Annotated in this window: 21 protein-coding genes; 11 read left to right on the forward strand and 10 right to left on the reverse strand. The window is 71.0% G+C overall.

Annotation, left to right across the window (positions count from 1 at the left end; translation table 11 throughout):
* Positions 1–112: 112 nt before the first annotated feature.
* Positions 113–1,462, reverse strand: a complete 1,350-nt coding sequence (locus CLV67_RS22910) for an L-serine ammonia-lyase (RefSeq protein WP_106321651.1) — start codon at positions 1,460–1,462, stop codon at positions 113–115.
* Between the two features lie 114 nt (positions 1,463–1,576).
* Between CLV67_RS22910 and CLV67_RS22915 the strand changes: the two genes are divergently transcribed.
* Complete coding sequence (locus CLV67_RS22915) at positions 1,577–1,891, forward strand: PadR family transcriptional regulator (protein WP_106321653.1); 315 nt, start codon at positions 1,577–1,579, stop codon at positions 1,889–1,891.
* Here the strand turns inward: CLV67_RS22915 and CLV67_RS22920 are convergent.
* Positions 1,888–2,736, reverse strand: a complete 849-nt coding sequence (locus CLV67_RS22920) for a glycosyltransferase family 2 protein (RefSeq protein ID WP_106321655.1) — start codon at positions 2,734–2,736, stop codon at positions 1,888–1,890. The genes CLV67_RS22915 and CLV67_RS22920 overlap by 4 nt on opposite strands.
* A gap of 359 nt (positions 2,737–3,095) precedes the next feature.
* On the opposite strand from CLV67_RS22920, the gene CLV67_RS22925 reads away from it, so the two are divergent.
* Entirely contained in the window at positions 3,096–4,286 is a 1,191-nt protein-coding gene (locus CLV67_RS22925) for a hypothetical protein (RefSeq protein ID WP_239166451.1), read from the forward strand.
* A 331-nt stretch (positions 4,287–4,617) separates the two neighbouring features.
* On the opposite strand, the gene CLV67_RS22930 is transcribed toward CLV67_RS22925, so the two are convergent.
* A complete protein-coding gene (locus CLV67_RS22930) occupies positions 4,618–5,370 on the reverse strand; it encodes an SGNH/GDSL hydrolase family protein (protein WP_106321659.1) in 753 nt (250 codons plus the stop codon).
* A 123-nt stretch (positions 5,371–5,493) separates the two neighbouring features.
* Positions 5,494–6,933, reverse strand: a complete 1,440-nt coding sequence (locus tag CLV67_RS22935; RefSeq protein WP_239166452.1) for an NAD-dependent succinate-semialdehyde dehydrogenase — start codon at positions 6,931–6,933, stop codon at positions 5,494–5,496.
* Positions 6,934–7,008: 75 nt separating this feature from the next.
* On the opposite strand from CLV67_RS22935, the gene CLV67_RS22940 reads away from it, so the two are divergent.
* From CLV67_RS22940 to CLV67_RS22950, 3 genes are all read left to right on the forward strand, one after another.
* Complete coding sequence (locus tag CLV67_RS22940; protein ID WP_106321663.1) at positions 7,009–7,872, forward strand: LysR family transcriptional regulator; 864 nt, start codon at positions 7,009–7,011, stop codon at positions 7,870–7,872.
* 68 nt (positions 7,873–7,940) lie between these two features.
* A complete protein-coding gene (locus CLV67_RS22945) occupies positions 7,941–9,128 on the forward strand; it encodes an FIST signal transduction protein (RefSeq protein ID WP_106321665.1) in 1,188 nt (395 codons plus the stop codon).
* Between the two features lie 27 nt (positions 9,129–9,155).
* The gene (locus tag CLV67_RS22950; RefSeq protein ID WP_106321667.1) at positions 9,156–10,892 is read left to right on the forward strand and encodes a putative bifunctional diguanylate cyclase/phosphodiesterase; all 1,737 of its coding nucleotides are present in this window, start codon (positions 9,156–9,158) and stop codon (positions 10,890–10,892) included.
* On the opposite strand, the gene CLV67_RS22955 is transcribed toward CLV67_RS22950, so the two are convergent.
* Entirely contained in the window at positions 10,885–11,796 is a 912-nt protein-coding gene (locus tag CLV67_RS22955) for an AraC family transcriptional regulator (protein ID WP_106322017.1), read from the reverse strand. The two genes, CLV67_RS22950 and CLV67_RS22955, sit on opposite strands and share 8 nt — an antisense overlap.
* A 74-nt stretch (positions 11,797–11,870) precedes the next feature.
* On the opposite strand from CLV67_RS22955, the gene CLV67_RS22960 reads away from it, so the two are divergent.
* The gene (locus CLV67_RS22960; RefSeq protein ID WP_106321669.1) at positions 11,871–12,746 is read left to right on the forward strand and encodes an NADP-dependent oxidoreductase; all 876 of its coding nucleotides are present in this window, start codon (positions 11,871–11,873) and stop codon (positions 12,744–12,746) included.
* Between the two features lie 78 nt (positions 12,747–12,824).
* Here the strand turns inward: CLV67_RS22960 and CLV67_RS22965 are convergent, their stop codons facing one another.
* Entirely contained in the window at positions 12,825–13,703 is an 879-nt protein-coding gene (locus CLV67_RS22965; RefSeq protein ID WP_106321671.1) for a hypothetical protein, read from the reverse strand.
* Positions 13,704–13,803: 100 nt separating this feature from the next.
* Here CLV67_RS22965 and CLV67_RS22970 point away from each other — a divergent pair, with 100 nt between their 5' ends.
* Both CLV67_RS22970 and CLV67_RS22975 read left to right on the forward strand, forming a co-directional pair.
* Entirely contained in the window at positions 13,804–14,967 is a 1,164-nt protein-coding gene (locus CLV67_RS22970; RefSeq protein WP_106321673.1) for an MFS transporter, read from the forward strand.
* 22 nt (positions 14,968–14,989) lie between these two features.
* Complete coding sequence (locus CLV67_RS22975) at positions 14,990–15,337, forward strand: hypothetical protein (protein ID WP_106321675.1); 348 nt, start codon at positions 14,990–14,992, stop codon at positions 15,335–15,337.
* On the opposite strand, the gene CLV67_RS22980 is transcribed toward CLV67_RS22975, so the two are convergent.
* On the reverse strand, positions 15,334–15,630 hold the full coding sequence (locus CLV67_RS22980) for a hypothetical protein (protein ID WP_106321677.1): 297 nt from the start codon (positions 15,628–15,630) through the stop codon (positions 15,334–15,336). The genes CLV67_RS22975 and CLV67_RS22980 overlap by 4 nt on opposite strands.
* A gap of 229 nt (positions 15,631–15,859) precedes the next feature.
* Between CLV67_RS22980 and CLV67_RS22985 the strand changes: the two genes are divergently transcribed.
* A complete protein-coding gene (locus tag CLV67_RS22985; RefSeq protein WP_106321679.1) occupies positions 15,860–16,564 on the forward strand; it encodes a DivIVA domain-containing protein in 705 nt (234 codons plus the stop codon).
* A 57-nt stretch (positions 16,565–16,621) separates the two neighbouring features.
* Here the strand turns inward: CLV67_RS22985 and CLV67_RS22990 are convergent, their stop codons facing one another.
* Both CLV67_RS22990 and CLV67_RS22995 read right to left on the reverse strand, forming a co-directional pair.
* Positions 16,622–18,253, reverse strand: coding sequence for a M28 family metallopeptidase (locus tag CLV67_RS22990; protein WP_106321681.1), 1,632 nt, complete (start codon positions 18,251–18,253; stop codon positions 16,622–16,624).
* 83 nt (positions 18,254–18,336) lie between these two features.
* Positions 18,337–19,104: a hypothetical protein gene (locus CLV67_RS22995; protein WP_106321684.1), complete on the reverse strand. Its 768-nt coding sequence runs from the start codon at positions 19,102–19,104 to the stop codon at positions 18,337–18,339.
* A 178-nt stretch (positions 19,105–19,282) separates the two neighbouring features.
* Between CLV67_RS22995 and CLV67_RS23000 the strand changes: the two genes are divergently transcribed.
* Together CLV67_RS23000 and CLV67_RS23010 are read left to right on the forward strand one after the other, a co-directional pair.
* A complete protein-coding gene (locus tag CLV67_RS23000; protein WP_106321686.1) occupies positions 19,283–19,498 on the forward strand; it encodes a hypothetical protein in 216 nt (71 codons plus the stop codon).
* Between the two features lie 384 nt (positions 19,499–19,882).
* The gene (locus CLV67_RS23010; protein ID WP_106321688.1) at positions 19,883–20,239 is read left to right on the forward strand and encodes a VOC family protein; all 357 of its coding nucleotides are present in this window, start codon (positions 19,883–19,885) and stop codon (positions 20,237–20,239) included.
* A gap of 830 nt (positions 20,240–21,069) precedes the next feature.
* On the opposite strand, the gene CLV67_RS23015 is transcribed toward CLV67_RS23010, so the two are convergent.
* A complete protein-coding gene (locus CLV67_RS23015; protein ID WP_106321690.1) occupies positions 21,070–22,815 on the reverse strand; it encodes a hypothetical protein in 1,746 nt (581 codons plus the stop codon).
* Between the last annotated feature and the right edge of the window lie 29 nt (positions 22,816–22,844).

Here is a 22,844-nt window from a genome sequence, read left to right on the forward strand (position 1 = left end):
GGGGAATGTTTCGAAGTGTTGATGCCCGTAACTTTCTTGTCAACCACCGGATTTGTTGTACCGCTGTCTCAACGCCGTTCAGGCTGCGGTGAGAGGCAGCCGGTGCAGGGCTTCAGCACTCGATGACGTTGACGGCCAGGCCGCCGCGCGCGGTCTCCTTGTACTTGTCCTTCATGTCGGCGCCGGTCTCCTTCATGGTCTTGATGACCTTGTCGAGGGAGACGTGGTGGCGGCCGTCGCCGCGCAGGGCCATGCGGGCGGCGGTGACGGCCTTGACGGCGGCCATGCCGTTGCGTTCGATGCACGGGATCTGGACGAGGCCGCCGACCGGGTCGCAGGTCAGGCCGAGGTTGTGTTCCATGCCGATCTCGGCGGCGTTCTCGACCTGCTCGGGAGTGCCGCCGAGCACCTCGGCGAGCCCGGCCGCGGCCATCGCGCACGCCGAACCGACCTCGCCCTGACAGCCCACCTCGGCGCCCGAGATGCTCGCGTTGCGCTTGAACAGCAGGCCGATCGCACCGGCCGTGAGCAGGTAGCGGACCACGCCCTCCTTGTCCGCGCCCGGCACGAAGTCCAGGTAGTAGCGCAGCACGGCCGGGATGATCCCGGCGGCACCGTTCGTGGGGGCGGTCACCACCCGGCCGCCGGCCGCGTTCTCCTCGTTCACCGCCATGGCGTAGACGGTCAGCCACTCCATGGCGTGCGCCTCCGGGTTGCCCTCGGCGCGCAGCTGACGGGCCGTGGTCGCGGCACGGCGGCGCACCCGCAGGCCACCGGGGAGCACGCCCTCGGCGTCCAGGCCGGCGTCCACGCAGTCCCGCATGACCTGCCAGATGTCCAGCAGGCCGGATTTGATCTCCGATTCGGTACGGTCGGCGCCCTCGTTGGCGAGCATGAGGCGGGAGATCGACAGTCCCGTGGCGTTCGCCCGTGCCAGCAGCTCGGCGGCCGTGGCGAACGGGTGTGCGACAGGGGCGTGCTCACGCCGTACCACCGATATGTCCTTATCCACGATGAACCCGCCGCCGACCGAGAAGTAGGTCTTGGTGATCAGCTCGGTCCCGTCGGCGTCGAGCGCGGTGAACAGCATGCCGTTGGGGTGACCGGGAAGGGTCCGGCGCCGGTGCAGGACCAGGTCGACGCCGATCTCGCGCTCGCGCAGCAGCCGCAGCCGCCGGTCGGCGTGGATACGTGCGGCCCGCGCGTCCGCCATGACCACGTCCACCGTCTCGGGGGCGTCGCCCTCAAGCCCCAGGAGCACGGCCTTCGGCGTCCCGTGCCCATGGCCGGTGGCGCCGAGCGACCCGAACATCTCGGCCCGCACACTCTCCACCTGATCGTTTCCGGCCAGCAGCCCGGCGAAGAGCCGTGCCGCGCGCATCGGGCCGACGGTGTGTGAACTGGAGGGGCCGATACCGGCCGTGAACAGATCGAAGACGGAGACATGCTGCTCAGAGCTCACGATGCACTCCTTTGTGCGCCGACGGCCGGGGGATGCCGATGGGAGTGGTTACGTGAGCGACGGGTCGGCGGTTCAGCGACTTGACCCTATGTAGAGTTCCGATAGAGTGGCCGGATGCGGATCACGATCCCGACGGCGCGGATTCTCGCCGCACTGCTCGCCGAGCCCGACGCGGACCGGTACGGCCTGGAGCTGATGCAGGCGACCGGCCTGGCCAGCGGCAGCCTCTACCCGATCCTGCACCGTCTCCAGGGCGCCGGCTGGGTCGAGGCCCGCTGGGAGCAGGTCGACCCGGCAGCCGAGGGGCGGCCCGCCCGCCGGTTCTACCGCCTCACCGCCGACGGCGTCGTCAATGCCCGCCAGGCACTCGCCAAGCTCCGCGCCCAGACCGCGATCCCCGGCGCGTCCCCGCAGGTCAATCCGGCCTAGGTGTCGCACACCCCGGACATCGGGTTCTTGCGGGCCATCACGACCGGCGACGCGTTCCGGCGCTGGTGGCTCGCGTGCTGCCAGCGCATGATCGGATACATTGCCAGCAGGAGGCGGGCGGTCATCCAGGCCCGGGCGTACGAGCCGCGCCGCAGCCGGCCGATGTGGCGGGCGTACCCCTGCTCGGTCATCAGCAGGTAGTGCCGGAACCCGGCGAAGTCACCCTTCACCCGCCGCGACGACGTCCCGGCCACCAGCCGCCGGGCGTACAGCACCGAGAAGCCACTCTCCCGCAGGTGCAGGCCGAGATCCAGATCCTCGTGGAACCGCTCGTCCGCGCAGAGCGTCGTGGCCACCGCCTGCCAGATCGGCCGCCGGATCGCCATGTTCGCCCCGAAGATCCAGTCCAGCCGTCCGTTCGGCACCGTCCACATGCCGCGGATCAGGGCGTCACCCCGGGCCGCCACCCGCGGCATCATCACGTCGTAGTAGCGGACCGGTCCGGTCGCGGCGTCCACCGACGGGTCGCCGAAGGTGGCCACCACCTCGGCCAGATAGCCCTCCGGCAGCCGGGTGTCCGCGTCGATCCGCACGATGATGTCACCGGTCGCCGCGTTCAGGCCGCGATTGCGGGCGTGCTGAACACCCTGCCGCTCCTCCTGCAGCACGATCACATCCGCCGCGAATTGGAGCAGTATCTCCGCCGTACGATCGGATGAATTGTTGTCGACGACGATCACCTCGTCGGCGGCCCGTGATTGTGCGAGAACGGCACGCAGGCAGGGGCCGATCATCGTTTCCTCGTTATATGCGGGAATGACTACAGAAATGCGCGGCCGGCCCATGGCTCCTCCGAATATCTCATTGACGAGGATGATTCATCGCAGGTGGAGACGGGTCAACGGACGGCGCTTGACGGGCGGGTGGCGGTTTGATGAGCGGGCGGAAACCGGTAAGGTCTGTCGATGCGCCGATCATGGCGTGCCGTTTAAGTCGCCCCTAAGAAAAACTTAAAACAAGCAAGGAAAAGGACATGAGAGCCCTGCGTACGGTGTGCGTTGCCGCACTTGCCGCTTTTGTCATGGGAGCGTGCTCAACGTCATCCGGGGAAACGGCTGATCCGGGGCCCGCTGAGCGGGTCGCGGCCGGCTCGTCACTGCCACCCGGGGCGTCCGTGGCGCCGTCCGCCTCCGCCTCCTCCGTCGTGAAGCCGCAGGCCCCCGCGACCCCCGCGACCACCGGGGCCTGCGCCCGCAAGATCGCTGCCGCGCCCGTCGCGAAGATCACCGAGGTGAAGCTGCCGTCCAAGGTCATCGGCTACGGCTCCGAGGGCGACACCGACAAACTGCCGATGGCGATCGCGGCCCGCCCCGACGGCGGCTCGTGGCTCGCCTGGCTCGGCACCGACGGCAAGGTCCACCTCGGCCGTCTCGGCTGCGACGACAAACTCACCGGCACGCCCACCAGCTTCACCGGCATCGACCTGCAGGACGTCCAGGCCGATGCGAAGGGCGGCGTCATCCTGCTCACCCGCAAGGGCAACTGCGGCGGCGGCAAACTCTGCGGCGGCACGTCCAGCCCGTGCAACACGATGCACATGATCCGCTTCGACGACAACGGCAAGCTCCTCTGGGAACGCCAGGTCACCAACCTGACCGGCGGCCGCACCGGCTACGACGACGGCGCCCGCTTCATCTGGTGGTACCAGCACCACGGCCGCCTCGCCACCAACGGCTCCGACTGGGCCGCCTACTTCGGCACCGCCATCACCGTCAAGAACGGCGCCTGCGTCGACATCCACCAGGGCGACCGCATCCAGGTTGTGAGCGCTAACGGCAAGCTGCTCAGCGGCCACAAGGACGCCGCCGAGGTCGGATGCAGCCACGCCTGGAACTCGCGCATCGTCTGGGACCCGCGCACCAAACGCTTCGCCGCCGTCTGCGCCACCGACAACGACTGCCGGATCGCGCAGCCCAACCCGTACCGCACGGTCGCCACCGGCACCTGCGACGGCACCCTCTTCGGCGGTGACCTGGTCCTGGCCAAGTCGAAGGGGTACTGGACCGCCTGGAGCCAGGGCGGCAAGATCCGCCTCGAGCGCTTCACCACCGGGAAGTCCACGTCGAGCATCAAGACCGGCATCGCGTCCGCGCACCCGCACCTGGTCACCTACGGCAGCGGGCGGATGCTGCTCGCCTGGCAGTCCGGGGCGGGCATCGCGGCCCAGGTCTACGACGCCGGAACCGGCAAGGCCGTCGGCGGTCGCCTGAACCTCGCCGCTAAGGACCACTCCTACCAGGCGTTCAAGTCCTACGCCGACGGGAGTGTCGCCTATCCGGCGGCGGGCGGTTCGACCTCGGCCATCAAGATCGCGCGGGTCCTGCCGCAAAGCTGACTCGGCCGTCAAGATCGCGCGGGTCCTGCCGCAGAGCTGACTCGGCCGTCAAGATCGCGCGGGTCCTGCCGCAAAGCTGATCGGTGCGGTGTTCCGCTCTCCCTCCGGAGGGCGGAACGCCGCCCGCGGATCCTGGATCGTCGTCTTCGCGAGAGATCTTGTGGACTCCGGCCCTCGACGCAACCGCAACCTCACAAGATCGCGGGCGGTGGGCGGTGGGCGGCGGGCGGCGGGCGGCGGTGCGCGGCGGTGCGCGGCGGTGCGCGGCGGCGGGTGGCGGTGCGCGGCGGGTGCGCGGCGGGCGGCGGGTGAGGACGGCGGGTGGTCGGCGTCAGACGGTGATGGGGGTCCAGGAGGCGTACTTGGGGAGGCGGTTGTCTCCTGAGGACCGGCCCCGCAAGCGCCGGTGGATCCAGGGAAGTACGTGCTGACCGTAGTAGCGGGCCTCGTTGAGCAGGTGGAACGCCGGCGCCGGGCCCGGGTCGAGGGCGTGCGGTGGCTTCGGGTGGCCCAGGGCGCCCAGCACCAGGGAGGCCACCCGCCGGTGGCCGGCCGCGTTGAGGTGCAGGCGGTCGGATGACCAATATGCACGACGGCGCAGTTCGACGTCGCGGAAGCAGTCGACGAACGTCACACCGTAGCGGGGGAGCAGCTCGGACACCGCGGCGGTGAGGATCTCGCCTCGCTGGCGGAACGTGCTGCCGAACGGCAGGTGGTCGGAGGGGTCGGCGCCGCTCAGCACGACGAGGCGGACATCGGTGTCGACACAGCGCTGGACGGCGTGCTCGGTCAGCTCGATGAGGTGCTCCAGGGAGACACCGCGCCGCAGCATGTCGTTGCCGCCGCCGTTGAAGGTGAGCAGCGTCGGGGCCGGTGTGAGGGCCAGCGCGGTCTCCAGCTGCTCCTTCACGATCGGCTCGAGCAGGCGGCCCCGGATGGCCAGGTTCGCATACTCCACCGGACCGTCGGCGATCTCGGAGAGGCCGGCGGCGACGAGGTCTGCCCAGCCCCGCTCGGTGCCGTCGGGCAGGGTGTCACCCAGGCCCTCGGTGAAGCTGTCGCCGATCGCCACGTAGCGCGTCATGTGGTGCCCCCGTGCTGTAACCCTTCGAGATCCGCATCGACGCTATCCGACCGAACGGTCGCAAAGCTAACCAATGAAACGGCGACCTGCGTCACGAATGACACAGGCCGCCGTCGTGGGAAATCAAGCGGGCCAGTCCACGCTCAGGTATTGCGTCTCCTGGAACTCGCGCAGCCCCTCCCGGGCGCCCTCGCGGCCGAGGCCGCTCTGCTTGACGCCGCCGAACGGGGCGGCCGGGTCGGAGACGAGGCCACGGTTGACGCCGACCATGCCGGCGTCGAGGGCCTCGCCGAGGCGCAGGGCACGGGCCAGATCACCGGAGAAGACGTACGCCGCCAGGCCGTACTTGCTGTCGTTGACCAGTTTGAGCAGCTCCTCCTCGGTGTCCCAGCTGGTGATGGCCGCGACCGGCCCGAAGATCTCGTCCTGAAGGATCGCCGCGTCGGCCGGGACGTCGATGAGGACGGTCGGCGGGTAGAAGTGGCCCGGCGCGTCCGGTGTGGGGGCACGGTGGCTGATCCGGGCGCCGGCCGCGACCGCCTCGTCGACGGTCCGGGTGACCCGGTGCAGCGCGTTCGCGCTGATCAGCGGCCCGACGGCGGCGCCGTCGGCGGCCGGGCCGACGGTCAGTTCCTCCACGGCGGCACCGAACCTCTCGACGAAGCCGGAGACCACCGCTGAGTGGACGTAGAACCGGTTCGCGGCGGTGCAGGCCTGTCCGCCGTTGCGGAACTTGGCGATCATCGCCCCGGCTACGGCCACGTCCAGGTCGGCGTCGTCGGCGACGATGAACGGAGCGTTGCCGCCGAGCTCCATCGACGAGTTGACGACCCGGTCGGCGGCGTGCCGCAGCAGCACCCGGCCGACCGCGGTGCTGCCGGTGAAGGAGATCTTGCGGACCCGTTCGTCGTCGAGCCACGCACCGACCACACCGGACGCGTCGGTGGTGGTCACCACGGTGATCACCCCGTCCGGCAGCCCGGCCTCGGTGAGCAGCCGGGCGATGGCGAGCGCGGTGAGCGGTGTCTCGGCGGCCGGTTTGACGACCGCGGTGCAACCGGCGGCGAGCGCCGGGCCGATCTTGCGGGTGATCATCGCGGCGGGGAAGTTCCACGGCGTGACCAGTGCGGCTACCCCGACAGGGCGATGCGTGACGAGGGTACGGGTGCCCCCGGCCGGCGATTCCCCGAAGTCGCCTCCCGGCCGTACCGCCTCCTCGGCGAACCACCGGAAGAACTCCGCCGCGTAGGTCACCTCACCGGTGGCGTCGGACAGCGACTTCCCGTTCTCCCTGGTGATCAGCAGGGCGAGCGACTCACGGTCACGGACCATCAGCTCGTACGCCCGATGCAGGATCTCCGACCGGCGACGAGGAGGGGTCCGCCGCCAGGTGGTGAAGGCCGCGGCGGCGGTGTCGACGGCCGCGCGTGCGCCGTCGGTGCCCTGGTCCTCGACCTGTGCCACGACCGTCAGGGTCGCCGGGTCGATCACGTCGAAGGTCACCGGATCTCCTCGAAGGCCGGGCGGTTCGGTGATCAGCCGGCGCTGTTGCTCAATGCTCACGCGCCTCAGTCTCGGGCGCGCCGTCATGCCCGTCCATTACCGTTGCGGCAGCCCGACTATGCCGGGGAGGCATGAATGGAGCTGCGGCATCTCCGCTACTTCGTGGCGACCGCCGAGGCAGGCACGGTCAGCGGCGCGGCCGCCCGGTTGCACCTCACACAGCCCGGCCTGTCCCGGCAGCTGCGCCAGCTGGAGAGGGACCTCGGCGTGCCGCTCTTCGACCGTTCGACCACCCGCCTGGAGCTGTCCACGACCGGTCGCGCCCTCCTCCCGCAGGCCCGTGACCTGCTGCAGCGTGCGGACGCGCTGAAGGTGGCGGCCTCTTTCCACGCCAACGGCCGGCTGGAGCGGCTGACCATCGGCGCGCCGGCCGTGACGCTGACCGACGTGATCGCCCCGTTCATCGCGACACTGGCCCCGGACGACCCGACCACCGACGTCCTGGGCGCCGACGGTCTCTCCCCGGCCGAGACGCTGCGGCGGGCCGATCTGGCGGTGACCACGTTTCGTGCGTCGGCGCCGTTTCAGGAGATGCCACTCGCCGTGCTGCCGGTCTGGGCCTACGTTCCCGGGGACCATCCTTGGGCGGACCGGGTGCGCGTCCGTCTCGCGGACCTGTCCGGCGAGCCGCTGATCCTGTTGCCGGCGACGTTCACCGCCCGGCAGGCCTGGGACGCGGCCGTGGCCGGCAATTCGCACGAGCCCTTCATCGAGGCGGCCAACGGCACGGTCGCCCAAGCGCTGGCAGCGGCCGGTCGCGGAATCGCCATAGCCTCCGACGACCCTCGGTTCGACCTGCGGCCGCTGGCCGTCGAGGAGCTCTCCATCCGGCTCCGCGCCGTCTGGGACTCCCGCCACGCCGCCGCCGCGACCCTGGAGCGCTTCGCCGGCCGCCTGGGCGCCTTCATCCGGGACCGCTACGACGCCCCCGCCTCCTGACCGAGCGTGCTTGGAAAGCAACGGCAGGTGATCTCAGGTCTGGCCCCGGCGCGCCGATTCGTCGCGACATGGATCGCGTTGAGCTCGACGGCCGCTGGTTCGGCACGGGACACAGCACGCTCACTGACCCGGCCTCGGCCGGGGCCGAGGCGGCCGCGGCCGCGCTGAACGGCCGTGAGCCGCTGGTGGTGTTCGTCTTCTGTTCGGTGGGCTATCACGTGCCGGAGCTGTTCGACGGCATCCGGGAACGGGTCGGCGCCGGGACGGTGATCGTCGGCTGCACCACGTCGGGGCAGATCGGGGGCGGCACCGTCAGCCGGGACGGCGTGTCGGTCACCGCGTGGGGCGGTGCCGGCTTCGCCGTACGCACCCATGTCTCGAGAAACGTCTCGGGCCGCCTGCGTGACGCCGGCGTGGAGGCCGCCTCGTGCCTGGGCGCCGTCGACCAGCCGCATCGGGCGCTGCTGATGCTCGCCGACGGCCTGACCGGTAACCAGCACGAGATCGTCCGTGGCGCATTCTCGGTGGCCGGCGCCGTGGTTCCGCTGGTCGGCGGCTGCGCCGGTGACCATCTTGCCTACGTACGCACCTACCAGTTCCACGGTGGCCGGGACGGGGTGGAGATCCTCTCCGACGCGGTCGTGGGCGTGGCGGTCGGCTCGGACCAGCCACTCGGCGTGGGCATCGCGCACGGCTGGCGCAAGCAGGGCGACGCCATGATCGTGACCAGCAGTCAGGACGGCCGCGTCCACGAGCTGGACGGCGAACCGGCATTGGACGTGCTCCTGCGGCGGCTCGGTCTCGACGAGTCGATCCTCGACGACGAGGAGGCGTTCCGGCAGGCGGCTTTCTCCCACCCGCTGGGCCTGTCCCGGCGCAGCGGCGAAGACATCCGGGTGATCCACTCGGCGGACCGTTCCGCCCGGTCGCTGATCTGCCTGGCCGACGTGCCGCAGGGCGCCCTCGCCTGGATGATGGAGAGCGACCACGGCTCGCTCACCGACGCGGCCGGTCAGGCCGTCGCGCAGGCGGTCGGGACGCTCGGCGGCCGGACGCCCCTCGGCGCGATGGTCTTCGACTGCGCCGCCCGCCGGATCGCCATCGGCGAGGACGGCGTCAAGCCCGAGCACGACGGCATCGCCGCCGTGATTCCGGATGTGCCGTTCGGCGGCTTCTACACCAACGGTGAGATCGCCCGGGTGCGTGGCGCGCTCGGCATGCACCACTTCACCGTGGCCACGCTCGCGCTGGGTTGAGGAAGCTCTTGTGTTGAGGAGGCGGTCGTGAACCACTGGTCCACACATCAGCTCACCGAGTTCTTCGCCGCGGTCTGCTCGCCGCAGGACGAGCGAGCCGCCATCACCATCGCGGTGGAACGGGCCGCCGAGGTGCTGGAGGCCGAGGTCGGGGCGGTTCTGCGCGGTGACCGGGTCGAGGTGGCCCGCGGCGTCGACCGCGACCTGCTCGACGGCGCCCTGCCGGCGGGTCCGGCGTCCCAGCTGTCGCTGCCCGGCCTCGAGGACCTCAACATCGGCACCGCGCGGTTCGGCGCCGAACCGCGCGGGTCGTTGATGGTGGCGCGGGCCGGTGACCCGCTCGACCCGGAGGAACGGCAGCTGCTGCAGGCGATGGCGCAGACGCTGGGCCTGGCACTGGACAACATCGCCCTGCTCACCGCCGAGCGACGCCTGCGTGAGGAGCGTGAGCGCGAGGCCGCCGAGCGGCTTGCCCTCGTCGAGGCGGTGCGCGAGGCCCGGCACGACTCGCTGACCGGTCTGCCGACCCGGGTGCTGTTCCTGGAGATCCTGGCCGGGAAGCTGCGCCTGACGGTGCCGACCAGCGTGCTCTTCATCGACCTGGACCGGTTCAAGGCGGTCAACGACAGCCTCGGCCACCGGGCCGGTGACGACCTGCTCGGACACGTGGCGGCCCGGATCCGCGACTGCCTGCGCCCGGCCGACGTGGGTGCCCGGATCGGCGGCGACGAGTTCGCGGTGCTGCTCGACACGACCGTCGCCGACGACGCGGTGCCGGTGGCGTGGCGGCTGATCGAGGCGCTGCGCCGGCCGTTCCGGATCAGCGGCCGGGACGTGTTCATCGGCGCCAGCATCGGCATCGCCACCGGCACGGCCGGGTTCGACGCCGACGACCTGCTCGGCAACGCCGACGTGGCGATGTACCGGGCCAAGAAGGACGGCCCCGGCAAGGTGATCGTCTTCGAGCCGGCCATGCACGCCGAGGCGCTGGCCCGTCTCACCCTCACCGCCGACCTGCGGCACGCGCTGGCCGCCGACGAGTTCCGGCTGCTCTACCAGCCGCTGATCCGGTTGGAGACCGGCGTGGCGACCGGCGTGGAGGCGCTGATCCGCTGGAAACGGCCCGGTCGCGGGTATGTGCCGCCGGTCGAGTTCCTGCCGCTGGCCGAGGAGAACGGCATGATCGCCGACATCGGCCGCTGGGTGCTGCGGGCCGCCGGCGAGCAGGCCGCCCGCTGGCGGCGGACCCACCCGGCCCTGACCCTGAACGTGAACGTCTCGGGCCGCCAGCTCACCGACCCGCAGTTCGCCGCCGACGTGGAGCAGACGCTCACCGGCTGCGGGCTCCCGGCGGGCGCGGTCACCCTGGAGCTGACCGAGTCGGTTCTGATGAACGATCCGCGTACGGCCATCGCCTGCCTGGGCGACCTGCGTGACCTCGGCGTGGGCCTGGCGATCGACGACTTCGGCACCGGCTACTCGTCACTGTCCTACCTGCAGCGCCTCCCGGTCGACGAGCTGAAGATCGACCGCGCGTTCATCAGCCGTGCCGAGCCGACCGCCGCCGACCTGGCGGTCATCCGCACGGTGGTCGAGCTGGCCCGCACACTCAAGCTGCGTACCGTGGTCGAGGGCGTCGAGACCGAGGAACAGCACCGGGCCATGCGGGAGCTGGGCTGCGACTACGGTCAGGGCTACCACCTGTGCCGGCCGATCGAGCCGGAGAGCGTGCCGGCCGCGTTCGCGGCGCCGCTGGTCACCTGAACCCCGTTCGATAGCGGCCGGGCGGTACCCCGAAGCGGCGCTTGAACGCCGTCGCGAACGCGAACTCGGAGCCGTACCCGACCCGGTCCGCGACCGCGCCGAGGGTCAGATCGGTGCTCCGCAGCAGCCCGGCCGCCACCGCCATCCGCCACCACGTCAGATACGTCAGCGGGGGCCGGCCGAGCTGCTCGGTGAATCGGCGGGCGAACGGCGCGCGGGACAGCCCGCCCTCGGCGGCCAGCGCGGCGACCGTCCAGTCCCGGCCCGGTTCGCGGTGCATGGCCCGCAGTGCGGCGCCGGTCACCGGATCGGACAGTGCGGCCGCCCAGCCGGTCGGATGGTCGCCGGTCAGGCAGGTCCGCAGCAGGTGCACGAGCATCGTGTCGAGCAGCGCCGGGATCAGGGCGGTGCTGCCCGGTCCGGGATCGATCAGCTCGGCGGCCAGGTGCTCGACGGTGGCGGCCAGCCGCGGATGCCGTCCGGCCGGGATGTGGATCAGGTCCGGCAGATCGTGGATCATCGGGTGCACCAGCTCCGGCGCCAGCTCGTAGGCGCCGCAGAGCGTCACGGTCGCGTCCGCGTCCCCGGCCGGGCCGGCCGCGGCGAACGCCGGGAGCCCGGCCATGTCGTCGGGGCCGCACGCGGGCAGGATCGGCCGGGTGCCGGGCGAGTCGGCGAGCGTGTGCCCGTCACCGTGCGCCCGGAACACGATGTCGCCCGCGGCGAGCCGCAGCGGTTCCGCGCCGGCGCGCAGCAGCACGCACGAGCCGCGTGCCAGCACGTGGAATCCGGCCGAACCGGGCGCCGGCGCGAACTCCTGCGCCCACGGCGCCCGCCACGCCACCCGCGCGGATCGGGGGCGGCCGGTTCGCATCACCGCAAGCACGTCGCTGAGCACGTCCATGAGCGAGACGATCGCATATAGAAACGGGATCATGGAACATTCATCGTCCTGGGCGGCCCGCTTACGGTTCGTTCATGAGAGCAATGCGCATGCATGGGTACGGGGAACCGGCCGTGATCCACCTCGACCGGATCCCGCGGCCCGTACCCGGTGCCGGTGAGGTTCTGCTCCGGGTCGCCGCGACCACGTTCAACCCGTCCGAGGCCGGGTTGCGGCAGGGGTTGCTGCGGTCGATCGTGCCGCTCGATCTGCCGTACACCATGGGTCTCGATGTGGCCGGAACCATCGCCGACGGTGACCGCACCGGTGATCGGGTGATCGCCCGCCTCGACGGAGGTGCCGCCGCCGAGTACGCCGTGGCACCGGAGAACATGCTGGTCCGCGTGCCGGAGGGTGTCCCGCTGGAGGACGCGGCGGCCCTGCCGATCGCCGGTCTCACCGCCTGGCAGGCCGTGTTCGAGCATGCAAAGGTGACCGCCGGTGACCGGGTGCTGATCAACGGCGTCGGCGCGATCGGCCGCTTCGCCATCCAGCTCGCGCGGCACGCGGGCGCCCACGTCATCGCCGTCGCCACGCCGCGCAGTCTGGCCGCCGCCCGCGACGCCGGAGCCGGCGAGGTGCTGACGGCCGGGACGATCGCCGAGCACCTCGAACCGGTCGACGCGCTGATCCACCTCGTCCCGGCCGGCCCGGAGCACACCGCCCTGCTGCGTCCCGGCGGCATCCTGGTCTCCGCGACCACCCCGGCCGACCGCCTTCCGCCCGGCGGAGTGCACTTCATCGTCCGCAACGACATCGCGGACCTCGCGGCCATGCTCGACCTGGTGGCCGCCGGCACGATCCGCATCGACATCGCGGCCCGCCGTCCCCTGGCCGACCTGCCGGTCGTCCACGCCGAGGCCGAGGCCGGGCGCCTCCCCGGAAAGACCCTGTTCCTGCCCACGGAATGAGCGGCCGTCAACCCGCCGGCCGTACCCGAGGCAGGTTCCGGCGGCCGGATTCCGGTTCTGTGGGACGGCTGGCGGATGTCAGCTGAGGGTTGCGGCCTGGAGGTCGATGTTGCCGCAGGTGGGGTGGTGGACGGCGGTCGCCGTCCAGGTCACGGTCAGCTTGCTGCCGGCCGGGGCGCGGTAACGGATCTCGAAGCGATTCGTGCTGATGGTGTCGCGGTTCTCCAGGGTGCCGGAGGCCGAGGCGTTGCCGACCGTGACGGTCAGGCGGCCGGTGGCCATCCAGACGCCGGCGTAGACGCGCAGCGTCCGGGTGGCCGGACCGGCCGGAGCACGCAGGATGATGGTGCCGCCCTGGCCGCAGGTGTAGACACCGGTCGGAGTGCGGCTGGCCGTGGCGGTCGGTGTGCCGCCGGTCCAGGAGTAGAGCTGCGGGTTGTTGTCGTAGCGGCCGCGCGGGGTGCCGCCGAGATCCTCGATCCGGCCCGCGCCGGGGCGGCGGTTCACCGCGGTGGCGCTGCCCAGTCCCCAGTGCACCCAGTCCCGGGCGCCCTCGGCGCTCAGGTTGACGAACGCCGGAATCGGGCCGGCGGTCAGCGACACCGCCGGGAGCACCGGCTTGGCGGCGGGTGTCGGTGTGCGGTCCGGGGCCGGAGTGCCGCCGGTGCCGGGATCGGCCACCGGGACGGACGGCACCGCCGGCGGCGGGCCGGACGGTTCGGCCCACGGCGCCGGCGTCGACAGGGACCAATGCTCGTACGGGACACCGGTCCACAGCGGGGACTTCGGCGCCGGGCTCGCGCTGCTTTCCGGTTCGCCGCCGGTGTTGATCCACACCGCGGTGATGATCGCGAGGGTGGCGGCGGCCGCCGCGGCGGCGAGACGCCGCCGGCGATGTGCGGCGCGGTGCCGGCCGGTGTGAACGCCGGACGGGTCGTCCTCGGTGCTGTCGTGCACTGCCGTGAGCCCCCACGCTGTCCGAATCCGTTCGGCGAACGCTGACCAACCTACGGCCCGTTGCGACCGGAACAAACATTTCGGTCGATATTGTGTGTCGATGGGGAGCCGGATCGTGCCGCTGCTGGCGCTCGCCGCGGCGGCGTTCTGCTACGTGGCCACCGAGACGATGCCCATCGGGCTCCTGACGCTCATCGCGGACGACCTCGGTGTCTCACCCCCGGCGGTCGGGCTTCTGATCACCGGGTACGCCGTGACGGTCGCGGTGATCACGATCCCCCTGACGTACGCCACCCGCAACGTGCCGCGGCGCCGCCTGCTGATCGTGCTGCTGGCCGTCCTGGTGGTGGCGAACCTGCTCTCCGCCGCCGCGCACGCCTACCCGGTGCTGCTCGGCGCCCGCCTGCTCGCCGCCGTGTCCCAGGCGATCTACTGGGCCGTGGCGGCGCCCGTGGTGGCGGCCATGTTCGAGGTCACGGTCCGCGGCCGGGTCAACGCGGTCGTCTTCGCCGGCGCCTCGCTCGGCCCGATGCTGGGCGTGCCGGCCGGCACGTGGATCGGCCAGCAGTCCGGCTGGCGGGCCGCCTTCCTGGCCCTGGCCGCGCTCGCGCTGGCGGCGCTCGCGGCCCTGGTCGCGGGCATGCCGGCGATCGAGGTGTCGACCACCCACGCGGCCACCGGCACGAATCCGGACGGCCGCCGGTACGCGATCCTCGTCGCCGTCACCGCGTTGTCGGTCGCCGGGCTGTACGCGGCTTTCACGTACACCGAGATCCTTTTGACCGCGGTGACCGGTTTCGCGGCGGCCGCGGTGGCCCCGCTGCTGCTCGCGCGGGGTGTCGCCGACTTCGCCGGCATCGCCGCCGGAGGTTACGCCAGCGACCGCTGGCAGCGCGGCGCCGTCACCGGATCGGTCGCCGTGCTCGCCGTGTCGCTGCTGGCCATGTACGTGACCGCGGACTCCCGGCCGATGACCGCGGTCCTGCTGGCCGTCACCGGGTTCGCGATCGGCGCGCTCACCCCGGCCCTGCAGAACCGGGTCATGGAGGTGGCGCCGGGCAGCACCGACATGGCGTCGGCCGGCAACTCGGTGGCCTTCAACGTCGGGATCGCGGCCGGCTCGCTGCTCGGTGCGGCCGTCGTCGAGGCGTCCGGCGCCCGTGCCACCGCGCTGGCCGGCGGGCTGCTGGCGGTGGCGGCCCTGCTGCTCTTCCTGGCCGAACCGGTGCTCGCGCGGCGTACCCCCGAAATGGTCCGCGAGTGATCGCCCTGGCAAGCTCTCCCACGTGGAAGCACTGCGGCTGATTCTTCTCCTCATTCACCTGGTCGGTTTCGCCCTGCTGCTCGGCGGCGCCGTCACCCAGCTCCTGTCCGGAAAGATCCGGATCAACGCGCCGGTCCTCTGGGGCTCGATCATCCAGCTCGCCAGCGGCATCGCGCTCGCCGCGCCACTGCGCGGGGGCGGCGACAACGAGCCCGACCCGATCAAGCTCGGCGTCAAGGCGCTGATCGCCGTGATGATCTTCATCATGGTCTTCATCCCGCGTAAGCGCGAAGAGGTCAACAAGGGCCACTTCATCGGCATCATCACGCTGACCGTGGTGAACGCCGCCGTGGCCGTCCTCTGGCGCTAGCCCGGCGGCTCGGCCTCGTCGCCGGCCTCGCAGTAGTCCAGCCGGCCCGCGTCGAAGCCACGGCCGAAGCCGAGGATGTACCCGCGGACGTAGTCGGTGATCTCGAAGGTCTGCGCCCGGACCGGTTTGGCACAGTCGGTCCGGGCGGCCTCCAGACCGGAGTCGAAGCCGTCCTTGTAGCCCTGCCGGAACTGCCGGCCGTCACCGGGAGCGGCGCCGGCCGGTGCCGCGGCGACCGGGACCAGCCCGGACACCGCCAGCAGGAGAGCGACGCCGAATCGTTGCGCCTTCATGACTTGTGGAATCTACGCGCCCTTCCTCCCCGCTGTACGCGGAACGGTAGATCCCGCGTATAGGTGTGATGCGGACGGCGGGGGCGTGCGAGTTGCTCCGGGCGCCGGTAGTCTCGGGCGGATTCGCGCGGGTAGGAGGCCCGCTCGATCATGCCCACGGCAAGGGCACTGGGCCGTTGCGTAGGATTTCTCGCCGCACGACCCAAACAGAGGGAACCCGAGGAGCACGATGCCGCTCACTCCAGCAGACATTCACAACGTGGCGTTCAAGAAGCCGCCGATAGGGAAGCGCGGGTACGACGAGGAAGAGGTCGACGCGTTCCTCGACGAGGTCGAGGCCGAGCTGACCCGGCTCCTGGAGGAGAACGGCGCGCTCAAGGAGACCCTGCAGCGTGGTGGCGGCCCCGGCGGCGGCAACCCGGCCGCGACGATGGTCCTCAACAACGAGTTCGCGGACCTGGCCGCCCAGCTGGAGCGCCTGCAGGAGGCCCGGGCCCGGGCCGAGCAGAACGCCCGCAACGTCCAGTCGCAACTGGAGCGCGCCCGCAGCCAGCCGCCCTCCGGTGCGATGCCGGCCCTGTCCGGCGCCGACGACGACCGCAACTCGCGGGTGCTGATGATGGCCCAGCGGACCGCCGACGAGCACATGCGCGACGCGCAGCGTGAGTCCGAGACGCTGATCACCAACGCCCGCGACAAGTCCGACCAGCTGGTCAGCGAGGCCCAGATCAAGGCCGCGACGATCGAGGCGGACGCCCGGCGCAACCACACCGAGGCGATGGACAGCCTGGTGGAGAAGCGCTCCACGGCGCTGGACGAGATCGACCGGCTCGGTCAGCTCGCCAGCAGCTACCAGGAGGCGCTGACCAACCACGTCCAGCAGCAGCTGATGGACCTGACGGCGGCCCCGGAGCCCGGCGGACGCGACATCTGATCGCCGGTACGACGACGGCCCGCCCCCTGACCAGGGGACGGGCCGTCGCGCTGTTTCCTAGGACTCCGGGTGGTGGATGTGCTCGTCGCCGCCGTCACCGGTGTTGAAGGTGCCCTGCGGACCGGCCGGGGCCGGCAGCCTGATCGGCTTGCCGGGGACCGGCTTGCCCTTCACACCGTTCACCGACTCGGTCGAGTAGGCGTAGGTGAGCTGGGCGAACGCGATGAGGTCGCTGTTGACCTCGAGCGCGTTCAGGTCCAGGTTGGTGATGTCGTCGCCGGCCTCGTGGTAGTTCGGGTCGAACGACTCGCCCGCGGTGCCGCCCCAGATGGCCGCCTGCTGCTCGGTCTTGACGACCTCGGCGCCGGTGAACAGGCCGCCGGCCGGGATGCCCGCCTCGATGAACGCCTGGTAGTCGCTGCGGCCCGAGTACTCGGCGTCGTCGTACGGCTTCTTCTTCCACGTGTAGTACGACTCGAAGAGGTCCTCGATCGCGGTCGAGCCCTCCGGCACCACGACCGGGGCCGGGAACGACGACTGATCCGAGTCGTACACCTGGAAGATGTAGTTCGGCGAACCGACCATGTCGTAGTTCAGGTAGAGCGCGATCCGGTCCCTCTCGGCCTGCGGCAGCTCCGCGACGTACGCCGCCGAACCGAGCAGACCCTCCTCCTCAGCACCCCACCAGGCGAACCGGATGGTGTTCTGCGGCTTGGTCTTGGCCAGGGTCAGCGCCGTCTCCAGGATCGCGGCCGAACCCGAGCCGTTGTCGTTGATGCCCGCGCCGGCGGTGACGCTGTCCAGGTGGGAGCCGGCCATCACGACGTTGTTCCTGTTCTTGCCGGGCAGCTCGGCGATCACGTTGACGTCGGTCCGGGTCTCCGACGGCAGGATCCGCACGTGCGCGGTCGAGCCGGCCGCGGCCAGGGCCGCACCGTCGGCGAAGCTCGCGCCGACCACCGGGACCGTGACGTCCGGGTTGTCGCCGAGGGTGCCGACGATCAGGGCCTCGCGGGTCGGGTCGTTGCCCTGGTTGAAGATCACCACGGCCTCGGCACCGGCCGCCTGGGCGTTGCGCGCCTTGATCACGAAGTCGCAGCTGCCGCGCTGGACGAGGGCGATGTCGGCGGTGCCGCTGAAGTCCAGGCCGGTGAAGTCCGCGGCCTCGCAGCCACTCGTGCTGGCCCGGTCACCGGTCAGGTTGACGTCGACCGGGACGACCTTGCCGGTCACGTCACCGGGGGCGCTGTTGGTGAAGGCGCCGGTCTCGTACGACGCGGCGGCCGGCGTGATCTGGTCGAGCACGGCCGGGAAGACGAACTGAAACTCGAACGGGTCCAGCGTGACCCTGTAGCCGGCCTTCTTGAGCAGGCCGGACACGTACTTGACGCTGTCCGCGTAGCCCTTCGTGCCGGCCGCGCGGCTGCCCGGGTAGTAGGGGTCGTTATTGCGGTCGGCGATCTTCTGGAGGTTCTTGAGGTGCCCCAGAACGTCGTCGAGCGTCACACACTTCAGAACTTCGGCGTACGTGTCGTTGGCCTGCTTGGCACACCGGTCGCCATGGCCGTGGCCGTGACCACCCGCGGTGGCGGCGGTCGCCGGGGCGACGGTCAGCACGGTGGCGATGGCCGCCGTGCCGAGGGCCCGGAGCGATCGGCGCCGGGTTGGCGCCACGTCGTCGTGACTCATCTACGAGATCTCCTGTCCATTGCGGAACTCCGATCACCGTAGAAGAAGGTCGGTGTCGATGGCCACCGGCTGAAATCGGGCCGTCACGAGTGATAACCGGCGGACCGGATGTGCTCACCGGCTTTGATGCTCGGCATCCGGCCGCTCACCGGCCTTGATTCGCCGCACCCGGCAGTTCGGAGGCTTTGAATCGCCGCATCCGGCCGCTCGCCGGCTTTGAATCGCCGCACCCGGCAGTTCGGAGGCTTTGATTCGCCGCATCCGGCCGCTCGCCGGCTTTGAATCGCCGCACCCGGCAGTTCGGAGGCTTTGATTCGGCGCAACCGGCCGCTCGCCGGCCAGCAGAACAGCGCCGTCAGCGCCAGGAGGGCCACGCTGACGCCCCACTCGACGACGGAATCGTCCACGTCGTCGAACGGGGCGGGACCCAGCCGGCCCGCCGGATCGACGACCACCTGCAGTCGCTCGCCCGGCCCGAACTCGCCCTCGGCGCCGTCCCATCGCCCCAGTTCGTCCAGGCTGCCGACCTCGACGAACTCGTAGCGGCGGCCGTCCTCGGTGATGGCGCTGACCACCGCGGTGGTCTCCCGGCCATGAGAGGCGAGCGCCGTCTCCGTCCCGGCGTCCGCGGCGACGAACACCATCAGGGCGCCGGTGAGAACACCGAGAACGGCATACCAGAACCGCAGGCGTACGGTCCAGGCGCACAGCGCGATGGCGGTGAAACAGGCGACGTCCGGAACGTTCGACGGCCATCGCAGGATCGGCGCGACCGCGGCCACCACGGCGGCGACCAGGAAAAGGCCGAAGCTGACGGCGAACTTCGCCGGACGGGAACGCGGACGCCGCATCGCCCGAGTGTGACGCATCAGTGCCGCGTCCGTGGTAGCCGGGACGCCCGCGCTGGGAGGGCGACGCGACCGGTTCCGGTCGGCAGGCTGTGAGCTGTGACGTCGACCGTGGACAGTGCGGCCCCGCCAGTGCGCCGGCGATGGCCCGGAGTACTGCTGTTCGCGCTGGTCACCCGCCGTGACCGTGGTTGCGTTACGGAATCGCCTGCCCGATCCGGGACGGGTCGCCGGCACCCTGGCCGGGGCCGACCCGTGGTGGACGGCCGGTGCGGTGCTGCTGCTGTACCGGCTCGCTTCGTGCTGGATGATGCTGCCGCTCGGCCCGGCCGGCTGGTTCATGAACCACCCGCGCCGAAGCCCGAAACCGATCATCGACCAGCACTGTGCGCCATGACGGCCATCGCCCTGCCGTCACTCTCGCCCCGCGGTCACTCGCACCGCGGTCACTCGCCCCGCGGTCACTCGCACCGCGGTCACTCGCCCCGCGGTCACTCGCACCGCGGTCACTCGCCCCGCGGTCACTCGCACCGCGGTCACTCGCCCCGCGGTCACTCGCACCGCGGTCACTCGCCCCGCGGTCACTCGCACCGCGGTCACTCGCCCCGCGGTCACTCGCACCGCGGTCACTCGCCCCGCGGTCACTTTCGCTCCCGGCTTCGCTCTTGCCCTGCGGGCACTCTGGCCCCTCGCCGCTGTTGCCCTCGTCTCGTTGGTAGCTCCGCAGAATGGTTATGGAACCGGACGGTAATCGTCCGGAATAGCTCCTAGCATCGCGGTCATGGCTATCGCTCGTTTCCCGACCATCGTTCTCGACTGCCCCGAACCGGCGGTGCTCGCCAAGTTCTACAGCGAGATGCTCGACTGGAAGGTCGACGCCTCCGAGGACTGGATCGATATCCGTGCCGACTACGGGCAGTGCATCTCGTTTCAGAAGGTGGAGGGTTACCGGCCGCCGGTCTGGCCGACCCAGGACGTACCCCAGCAGATGCACCTGGACGTGGTCGTCGACGACCTCGACGTAGCGGAGGCGGCGGTGGTGGCCCTCGGGGCGACCAAGCACGCCGAGCAGCCGGGCACGTCGTTCCGCGTCTTCCTCGACCCGGCGGGCCACCCGTTCTGTCTCTGCCTGAACTGATAGTTGTCCGCCCGCCGTGGGTCTCGTTGTCGCCACCTCTGGACAGAACGTTCGTTCCGCCTCCGTTCCGTCCTCGCCGCGTCTCCGTTCCGTCCCCGCCGGGCCTCCGTTCCGTCCTCGCCGCGTCTCCGTTCCGTCCCCGCCGGGCCTCCGATCCATCCCCGCCGCGTTTCCGTTCCGCCTCCGTTCCGTCCTTGCCGCGCCTCCGTTCCGCCTCCGTTCCGTCCTTGCCGCGCCTCCGATCCGCCTACGCTGCGTCTGCGCTGCGCCTACGCTGCGTCTCCGTTTCGTCTCTGCTGCGTCGTCGTTCCGCTCAGCTGCGTCCCCGCCGCGCCTGCCGCACCGATCTTGTGAGCTTTGGCCGCCCAGGCCACCTCAACCACACAAGGTCTGTGAAGACGAAGGTGGAGCGGGCATCGCACGCTGCACTTGTCGCAGATCTTGTGAGATTCCGGCTGCCTGCGGGGCGGAACCTCACAAGATCTGCGAGGGCCGCGTTCGCCGAGATCCCGTTTCCAGGAGCCGTGGGTGCTCGGGGAGCTGAAGCCTCCAGGCTCCGGCAATGCGCCACAAACGAACGCTCTTTCCACAGGCAAGTCCTCTGGCGTGGACTGAACGTTCTGTCAGCGGGTGTGGGGATAGGTGGGCTTTCAGAGCGGAACGAACGTTATGTCTACCAGCGTGAGGATGGGTGCGCTTCAGCACGCGATGAATGTTCTGTCTGCAGGTGGGGTGGAGGGTGTTTCAGCGTGGAATGAACGTTCTGTCTACGAGTGGGCGGCCCCCGGGCTGGAACGAACGTTCTGTCTGGGGGGTGGCATGGCGGGCCTTCAACGCTGCAACCGTGCCTTGGCCACGTTGAGCAGCACCAGGATCGCGCCGAGGACTGCGGCTGCGGCGCTGAAGTAGATCAGGAACTGGATCCGGTACTCGGAGTCCAAGAAGACGACCGTGGCCACGCCGCCGACGAACAGGCTGAACGGGATCTTGACGATGGCGGCGGCACGGGCTGCGGCTGCGCTACTGCCACGCCATAGCTTCGGCGCGGCCGTCACGAGGAGCATGCCGAACAGGAACGGCACCGCGCCGAAGAAGATGTAGCCGGCGAGCGGACCGTCGGTGATGCCGATCCCGAGCAGCCAAAGAAAGGCGCCGAGCAGGCCGGCGCCGAGCACCAGCGTCACGACGGCCGCCGCCCGGGTCAGGGCCGAGGGCCGTCCGAGCCGTTCCGTGATCTTGCCGGGTGTGGAAGAGGCCACCGGAGCGGATGCGGCAGATGGCGGAAGTGCCGGGCCGGATGTGGTCATAGGCGGCGCCGTGGATGCGGAAAGCGGCGGAGAAGATACCGCACCCACGCCGGGAACCGCCGCCGGGACACGGATCGGCGCGGCCGATGCGGGGACAGGTCCGGGCGCCGGGATGGAGCCGGACGCCGCCGCAGGAACGGGTGCGAGGGCCGGGGCAGCGGCGACAGGAGGCGGACCGGCGGTGGACGGCGCGAGCGGCGACGCTGCCCAGGGCAGCGGCATGCCGCTCCGGGCGGCGCGCCACAGGCGGACGGCCGCGACCGGGAGCAGCCCGAGAGCCAGGAACATGGCCAGGTAGGTGAGGAAGACCGCCCGCTCCTTGCTGACGGTGATGCCCTCGGCCCGCATCATCGCCGGCAGTACGGCCTTGGCGTGCACATACGAGACCTGGGTGGCCAGGACGATCCAGGCCGGCGCCAGCGCCGCGACGAGCGTGGCCGCCCCGCGCCACCAGCGTGGCAGGAACGGGATGGCGCACAGCAGGATGGCAGGCAGGATCAGCGCCACCGGCCACAGCAGGGCCGGCCCGCCGAGGTCGAACGGCGAGTAACCGACCCGCTCGAGTTCGTTGTTCCGGACCACCCAGAACGTGCTGAGGTCCGGCGTTGCGGGAGTGGCCGCGAGGGCCGCCGCGACGGCGACGGCACCGAGGACGAGCAGGGCGTACCGTTCGGCGACGATCTGGGCCGCTACCAGCAGGAGCAGGAACGTGCCGAGGAAGCCGAGGAGCCAGCCGGGGCCGACGAGCCACGTGTCGCCGGGCACGCTGAGCTCACCGGTGGGCTTCGCGCCGGCCAGGAGCCCGGCCATGTGGCGGGCGTCGAGCTGGTCGATCCGGGCGTAGAGCATCAGCAGCAGGCCCATGAACAGGGAGCCGGCCACGAGAGCCGGCACGCCGAGGACGATCCGCAGCGTGTGGCGCCGGGGGAGCAGGGCCAGGACGAGGATCGTGAGCAGGCCCGCGCCGAGCGAGTAGCCCAGCCAGTAGACGGGTGCGCCGGTGCCGTGCACCTCGAGCAGGGTGATCTCGCGGTTCTCGCCGGTCTGGAGGAACTCGACCTGGCCGCCGAGGGCGACCATCCCGATGCCGAGCAGCGCGAACGTCCACAGTCCACCGGCCCGCCGCCGGACGGGAGTGACGGCGGCCGGGCCGCGACTGCGGTGCAGGAGCGCGAGCCCGGCGGTCAGACCCAGCGGGGCAACGATCACCGCCACCATCCAGATGGTCACGGCGGTGGCCTCGGCGGGAGTGGGGGCGATTTCCGGCATGGTGGACGATCGTAGATGTATCCGGGTGC

This window comes from Actinoplanes italicus (assembly GCF_003001815.1).
Taxonomy (GTDB): Bacteria; Actinomycetota; Actinomycetes; order Mycobacteriales; family Micromonosporaceae; genus Actinoplanes; species Actinoplanes italicus.

Bases quoted from the DNA above. Each gene is read 5' to 3' on its own strand.
- CLV67_RS22915 (WP_106321653.1), top strand. From the start codon at position 1,577: ATGCGGATCACGATCCCGACGGCGCGGATTCTCGCCGCACTGCTCGCC.
- CLV67_RS22920 (WP_106321655.1), bottom strand. From the start codon at position 2,736: ATGGGCCGGCCGCGCATTTCTGTAGTCATTCCCGCATATAACGAGGAA.
- CLV67_RS22930 (WP_106321659.1), bottom strand. From the start codon at position 5,370: ATGACGCGCTACGTGGCGATCGGCGACAGCTTCACCGAGGGCCTGGGT.
- CLV67_RS22940 (WP_106321663.1), top strand. From the start codon at position 7,009: ATGGAGCTGCGGCATCTCCGCTACTTCGTGGCGACCGCCGAGGCAGGC.
- CLV67_RS22945 (WP_106321665.1), top strand. From the start codon at position 7,941: ATGGATCGCGTTGAGCTCGACGGCCGCTGGTTCGGCACGGGACACAGC.
- CLV67_RS22955 (WP_106322017.1), bottom strand. From the start codon at position 11,796: ATGGACGTGCTCAGCGACGTGCTTGCGGTGATGCGAACCGGCCGCCCC.
- CLV67_RS22960 (WP_106321669.1), top strand. From the start codon at position 11,871: ATGAGAGCAATGCGCATGCATGGGTACGGGGAACCGGCCGTGATCCAC.
- CLV67_RS22970 (WP_106321673.1), top strand. From the start codon at position 13,804: ATGGGGAGCCGGATCGTGCCGCTGCTGGCGCTCGCCGCGGCGGCGTTC.
- CLV67_RS22980 (WP_106321677.1), bottom strand. From the start codon at position 15,630: ATGAAGGCGCAACGATTCGGCGTCGCTCTCCTGCTGGCGGTGTCCGGG.
- CLV67_RS22985 (WP_106321679.1), top strand. From the start codon at position 15,860: ATGCCGCTCACTCCAGCAGACATTCACAACGTGGCGTTCAAGAAGCCG.
- CLV67_RS22990 (WP_106321681.1), bottom strand. From the start codon at position 18,253: ATGAGTCACGACGACGTGGCGCCAACCCGGCGCCGATCGCTCCGGGCC.
- CLV67_RS22995 (WP_106321684.1), bottom strand. From the start codon at position 19,104: ATGCGGCGTCCGCGTTCCCGTCCGGCGAAGTTCGCCGTCAGCTTCGGC.
- CLV67_RS23010 (WP_106321688.1), top strand. From the start codon at position 19,883: ATGGCTATCGCTCGTTTCCCGACCATCGTTCTCGACTGCCCCGAACCG.
- CLV67_RS23015 (WP_106321690.1), bottom strand. From the start codon at position 22,815: ATGCCGGAAATCGCCCCCACTCCCGCCGAGGCCACCGCCGTGACCATC.